5 protein-coding genes and 1 pseudogene are annotated in these 6,191 nt (G+C 71.3%); all 6 read right to left on the bottom strand.

Translation table 11 applies throughout. From position 1 onward, the window contains the following. Positions 1-402, bottom strand: a pseudogene (locus tag ACIBK6_RS26035) (citramalate synthase); the annotation flags it as partial. 304 nt (positions 403-706) lie between these two features. Beyond that, positions 707-2,020, bottom strand: coding sequence for an MFS transporter (locus tag ACIBK6_RS26030; protein WP_399053748.1), 1,314 nt, complete (start codon positions 2,018-2,020; stop codon positions 707-709). Between the two features lie 65 nt (positions 2,021-2,085). Next, complete coding sequence (locus ACIBK6_RS26025) at positions 2,086-2,640, bottom strand: TetR/AcrR family transcriptional regulator (protein WP_399053762.1); 555 nt, start codon at positions 2,638-2,640, stop codon at positions 2,086-2,088. 107 nt (positions 2,641-2,747) lie between these two features. Then, positions 2,748-3,785, bottom strand: a complete 1,038-nt coding sequence (locus ACIBK6_RS26020) for an agmatine/peptidylarginine deiminase (protein ID WP_399053747.1) — start codon at positions 3,783-3,785, stop codon at positions 2,748-2,750. A 10-nt stretch (positions 3,786-3,795) separates the two neighbouring features. Continuing rightward, the gene (locus ACIBK6_RS26015) at positions 3,796-5,478 is read right to left on the bottom strand and encodes an urease subunit alpha (protein ID WP_399053746.1); all 1,683 of its coding nucleotides are present in this window, start codon (positions 5,476-5,478) and stop codon (positions 3,796-3,798) included. Beyond that, positions 5,478-6,173 (bottom strand): urease subunit gamma, encoded by a 696-nt coding sequence (ureA, locus tag ACIBK6_RS26010; RefSeq protein WP_399053745.1) that lies wholly within the window; start codon positions 6,171-6,173, stop codon positions 5,478-5,480. Before ureA ends, ACIBK6_RS26015 begins: the two co-directional genes overlap by 1 nt. Positions 6,174-6,191 lie beyond the last annotated feature (18 nt).

The following is a 6,191-nucleotide window of genomic DNA, read 5'->3' as shown; positions in this document are numbered from 1 at the left end:
CAGCTCCACATGCCGGTCATGCGACTTCGCCACCAAGGTGACCACCGGCGCACCCGACTCCACCAAAGCCCGCACCTGCGGATCCTCCGCAGCCCGGCCACCCGCACGCCGCGTCGCACCGAACGCCACAAGCTCCGCATTGCGGAACGAGATCTCCTGACGCGCCCGCGCGAAAAACTCCGTATCGCGGGGATTGGCACCAGGCCAGCCACCCTCGATGAACCCCACCCCGAACTCATCCAGATGCCGCGCAATCGTCAGCTTGTCCGCCACCGTGAGGTTGATCCCCTCACGCTGCGCACCATCACGCAACGTCGTGTCGAAGACATGGAAGCTGTCGTCGACGCGAAGGCCGGCGGGAAGACTCTCCTCGGCGGCTTCGTGCGCCTCGTTGGTCGTCATGCTGATCTGACTCCTGTCGGGTGAGTGGCTCCGAACCCATGGCTCCACTTGCCCCCGTCGCCGCGCTCCTCGCCCCGGCCGTGGTGAGGCCGGTAAACGAAAAGACCCCTCGCGGGTGCGAGAGGTCTGCGCGCGGGTCTGGGGCACGATGGCCGCCGCCGCGGATGGTTCCACGGTTCAGCGATCACTGCGGACCGGCGCGCTGCTGTCCATAATCATGTCGGAAGCGAGCACGCTCGCAGTTTGCCATACGGGTCCGGGGCCCGGTGGTGGGGTCTCACCATCCGGGCGCCCACGACCTGCGCTAATGCGAAGGGATCGGTTCCGCTTCCGCTCGCCGGGGTTCTTCCGTGACCCGGTTGAGATCGATGTCGCGCGTCTCGCGCATGCTGAGGTAGACAACCAGGGACACCGCCGCGCATCCGGCCACGTACCAGTAGAAGCCGGATTCGATCCCCGCCTTCTTGAACCAGAGCGCCACGTATTCGGCCGTCCCGCCGAACAGCGCGTTCGCGATGGCGTACGGCAGGGCGACGCCCAGGGCGCGGATGCCGGTCGGGAAGAGCTCAGCCTTCACACAGGCGTTGATCGAGGTGTATCCGGTGACCACCACCAGCGCGAGCAGGGCCAGGCCGAAGGCCGGCCAGAAGGTGCCCGCGTGCTTGAGCAGCATCATGATCGGCACGGTCAGGAAGGTGGAGCCGACCGCGAAGGTGATCAGCAGCGGGCGGCGCCCGATCCGGTCGGAGAGCGCGCCCGCCAGCGGTTGCAGGCACATGAAGACGAACAGGGCGCAGAAGCTGACGAGCGAGGCGGTGGACTTGTCCATGCCCGCGCTCTTGGAGAGGAACTTCGTGAGGTACGTCGTATACGTGTAGTACGCGACCGTGCCGCCCATCGTGAGCGCCATGACGAGCAGCGCCTCCCGCTTGTGCGCCCACAGCGCCTTCAGGGTGCCCCGGTCCTCGTCCCGGGCCGCGCCCGACTCCTCGTACACCTCGGTCTCCAGCATGCTGCGGCGCAGGTAGAAGACGATGGCCGCGCCCAGGGCGCCCACGATGAAGGGGATGCGCCAGCCCCAGCTGTGCAGGGCCGCGTCGGAGAGGTTGCGCTGCATGACGATCTGGAGCCCGAGACCGACGAGCTGGCCGGCGGTCATCGACACGTACTGGAAGCTGGAGGCGAAGCCGCGCCGCTTCGGGTCGGACGCCTCGGTGAGGTAGGTCGCGCTCGCCGCGTACTCGCCGCCGACCGAGAGGCCTTGGAGGAGCCGGGCGACCAGGAGCACCGCCACTCCCCCGTATCCGGCGACCGCGTACGTCGGGGCGATCGCGATCAGGATGGCGGAGGCGGACATCAGGGTGACGGTCAGCGTGAGGGCGGCCTTGCGGCCCTTGCGGTCGCCGATCCGGCCGAGCAGCCAGCCGCCGACCGGCCGCATGAAGAAGCCGACCGCGAAGATCCCCATGGTGTTCATGAGGTTGGCGGTCTCATTGCCCTTCGGGAAGAACGCGTCCGCGAAGTACACCGCGAAGGTGGCGTACACGAACCAGTCGAACCATTCGACCATGTTGCCGGCCGAACCGACCCAGATCTTCTTCCAGTGCTCTCGTCCCATGGACGCTCACGGTGGCCCAGGCCGACCCGACGGGCAAGGCATCCGGCCGCAACGATCGGGCCTACTTACGTGCGTTGCGTTCCCCGCACCAGCGACTCGTCCACGAACTCCCTTACGTGGTCGAGGACTTGGTGACGTCCGGTGCCGGGGAGGCCGACCGCGACATGCACGCTGAACCCGTCGAGCAGGGCGCGCAGGCGGGCCGCGAAGCGGTCGGCGTCCACCGGGCGGAACTCGCCGCGCGAGACGCCCTCGGCGATTATCGCGACCAGATCGCGGTGCCAGGCCCCCTCGATGGCGGCCTGCCGGGCGCGGGCGGTGCTGTCGGCGTTCTGCGAGCGGTTCCAGACCTCCAGCCACAGGATCCAGTGCGGATCGCGGGGTCCGTCGGGGACGTACAGGTCGACGTAGGCGTCGAGGCGTTCGCGGGCCGTGCCCGGCCGCGAGAGCAGTCCGCGCCGCTCGGCGCCCAGCTGGCCCTCGCTCCACTCCAGGGTCTGGAGCAGCAGCTCGTCCTTGGTGCGGAAGTAGTAGAGGAGGTGGCCGCTGGACATGCCGACCTCGCGGCCGAGTCCCGCCATGGTGAGCCCGTCCAGACCCCGCTCGGCGATGGTGGCCATGGCGGCGGCGAGGACCTCCTCGCGGGGCGGGGCGGTGTTGCGGCGGCGGGGGGCGGGACTCGTCACCCGTATGTTCTACCCGATGCGCACCGCGCCTGGTCGCGGGGTCAGACCCTCGGCTGCTGCTGGGTGATGCAGTGGATGCCGCCGCCGCCCGCGAAGATCGTGCGGGCGTCGACCAGGGTCACCGTCCGCTCGGGGAACAGGCGGCGGAAGATGCCCGCCGCGATCTCGTCGCGCGGGTCGTCGAAGGCGCACAGCACCACTCCGCCGTTGCAGAGGTAGTGGTTGATGTACGAGTAGTCGACCCAGCCGTGCTCGTCCGTCACGACGGTCGGCGCGGGGATTTCCACCACTTCGAGGGCGCGGCCGCGTGCGTCGGTCTGCGAGCGGAGCAGCGCCACGTTCTCCTTGCAGAGCTCGTGGTCGGGGTGGGCCGGGTCGGGCTGGGTGTGGGCGACGACGACACCGGGGCGGGCGAAGGCGGCCACGATGTCGACGTGGCCGAGGGTGCCGTAGCCGTGCGGGGGGTAGTCGCCGGTCAGGCCGCGCGGCAGCCAGATCGCCTTGCGGGTGCCGAGCATCGAGTGGATCTCCGCCTCGACCTCTTCGCGACTCCAGCCGGGGTTGCGCTCGGGGCCGAGCTGGACGGTCTCGGTGAGCAGCACGGTGCCCTCGCCGTCGACGTGGATGGCGCCGCCCTCGTTGACCAGCCGCGAGGTGTACGTCCGCGCGCCGGCCAGGTCCGAGACGTGGGCGGCGATCTTCGCGTCGTGCTCCCAGGTAGCCCAGTCCTGGGCGCCCCAGCCGTTGAACGTCCAGTCGACGGCGGCCAGTCGCCCCGTGCCGTCGGTGAGGAAGGTGGGTCCGATGTCCCGCATCCAGGCGTCGTCGAGCTCGCGCTCCACCACCTCGATGCCGTCGCCCAACAGGGCTCGCGCGTCGGCCAGTTGGCCGGGTCCCGCGATCACGGTGACCGGCTCGAAGCGGCGTACGGCGCGGGCGACGGACGCCCAGGCCGCGCGGGACTCGGCGAGCTCGGCGTCGTTCGGGAAGGTGACGTTGGGGCCCGGCCACGCCATCCAGGTCCGCTCGTGCGGGGTCCACTCGGCGGGCATCCGGAAGCCGTCGGCGGCAGCAGACATCAGGGGGTCCTTACAGGAAGTAGAGGCGGTTGAGGGACACGGAGTCGGCGGGTTCCGAGCGCAGCGGGTCGCCGTCGAGGGTGACCAGGCCGGTGCGGCCGTCCACGCCGACCGCTCCGGTACGGGAGTTGAGCAGCAGGTCGGCGGGGCCGATGCCGCGGGTGCCGCGCACCGCGACCCGGCGGCGGCGGGTGGGCAGCCGGTCGTTGCCCTGGTCGAGGGCGGCGCGGGCGACGAAGGCGACGGACAGCTCGGCGGCGGTGCCACCGTGGGCGCCGAACAGCGGGCCGAGGACGAGCGGTTCGCAGGTGTCGGTGGCCGCGTTGGGGTCGCCGGTGACGCCCCAGGCGGGGAAGCCGTACTTGAGGACCATCTGCGGTTTGGCACCGAAGTAGGCCGGGCGCCACAGCACGATGTCGGCCATCTTGCCCACCTCGATGGAGCCGATCTCGTGCGAGAGTCCGTGCGCGATGGCCGGGTTGATGGTCAGCTTCGCCAGGTAGCGCAGCACGCGCGCGTTGTCGTCGCCGGGGCCGTCGCCCTCCAGCGGGCCGAGCTCGGCCTTCATCTTGCCGGCCATGGCGAAGGTGCGGCGCACGGTCTCGCCCGCGCGTCCCATGCCCTGCGCGTCCGAGGAGGTGATGCCGATGGCGCCCAGATCGTGGAGCACGTCCTCCGCGCCCATCGTCCCGGCCCGGATGCGGTCGCGGGCCATCGCCGCGTCGCCCGGCAGGTCGGTCTTCAGGTCGTGGACCGAGACGATCATGCCGTAGTGCTCGGCCACCGCGTCCCGGCCGAACGGCAGGGTGGGGTTGGTGGAGGAGCCGATGACGTTCGGGACGCCGGCCATCTTCAGGACGTTGGGCACGTGCCCGCCGCCGCAGCCCTCGATGTGGAAGGCGTGGATGGTGCGGCCTTCGAGCACCTCCAGGGTGTCCTCGACCGTGAGGCACTCGTTCAGCCCGTCGCTGTGCAGGGCGACCTGGACGTCGTGCTCCTCGGCGACGCGCAACGCCGTGTCGAGCGCCCGGGTGTGCGCGCCCATGTCCTCGTGGACCTTGAACCCCGAGGCGCCGCCCTCGGCGAGCGCCTCCACCAGTGGGGCGCCGTCCGAGGACGAACCCCGGCCCAGGAAGCCGATGTTGACCGGCCAGGCGTCGAAGGCCGCGAACGCGTTGCGCAGCGCCCAGGGCGAGTTGACGCCGACGCCCCAGACCGGGCCGAACTCCTGGCCGATGATCGTGGTGACGCCGGAGGCGAGCGAGGCCTCCATGATGCGGGGCGACAGCAGGTGTACGTGGGTGTCGACGGCTCCGGCGGTCGCGATGAGCCCCTCGCCGGAGACGATCGAGGTGCCGGTGCCGACGACCACGTCCACGCCGTCGAGGGTGTCGGGGTTGCCGGCCCGCCCAATCGAGCAGATCCGGCCCTCGCGGATGCCGATGGAGACCTTGCGGATGCCCTGCACCGCGTCGATCACCACGACGTTGCTGATCACGACGTCGCAGGTCGCGCGGACGGCGGCGGCCTTCAGGTGCAGTCCGTCGCGGGCGGTCTTGCCGAATCCGGCCAGGAACTCGTCGCCAGCGCGCTGACTGTCCGACTCGACCCGGACGGTCAGGCCGGAGTCGCCGAGCCGGATCCGGTCGCCCGTGCGGGGGCCGTGCACGGAGGCGTACTCGTACGGGTCCATCACGTGCCTCCCTCGCGCCGGCCGGTTCCCAGGTATCCGCAGGCGGCGGCCCTGCGCAGGGCTTCCTGCCGCGCGCCGGGCGCGTCCAGCGGCCCGTCGACGAGGCCCGCGAAGCCGATCGCGATCCGGTCGCCGCCGATGGGGACCAGGCCGATCTCCTCGCTCTCGCCGGGCCCGAACCGCACCGAGGACCCGGCGGGCACGCAGAGCCGCATGCCGTAGGCCGCCGCGCGGTCGAAGTCGAGCCGGGGGTTGGCCTCGAAGAAGTGGAAGTGCGAGGTGACCGAGACGGGCACGGTGGCGGTGTTGGTCACGGTGAGCCGCACCGCGGGGGCGGCCTCCTCGTAGCCGTCGCCGGGCAGCAGCGCGCCGGGGGCGGCCGGCCCCGCGGTGCCGCCGATGGGGCCGGGGACCACCGCGAGCCGCGAGCCGTCGTCGAAGACGGCCTCCACATGGACCTCGGTGACCACGTCGGACACGCCGGGCAGCACGTCGTCGGGGCCGAGCACGGACCGGGCCGCCTCGATGGCCTCGGCGAGCCGCCTGCCGTCCCGGGCCGCCTCGCAGACGGTGTCCGCGATCAGCGCGGTCGCCTCGGGCACGTTCAGCCGCAGCCCGCGGGCCCTGCGGGCCCTGGCCAGTTCCGCCGCGCCGAACAAAAGCAGCCGGTCACGCTCCGTCGGGGTCAGTCGCACGCCACCACACCTCCTGTT

Origin of the sequence: Streptomyces sp. NPDC050485 (assembly GCF_044458185.1) — a bacterium.
Lineage (GTDB): Bacteria > Actinomycetota > Actinomycetes > Streptomycetales > Streptomycetaceae > Streptomyces.
The sequence above is the reverse complement of the archived record's forward strand: the minus strand, read 5'-3'. Positions and strand labels throughout refer to the sequence as shown.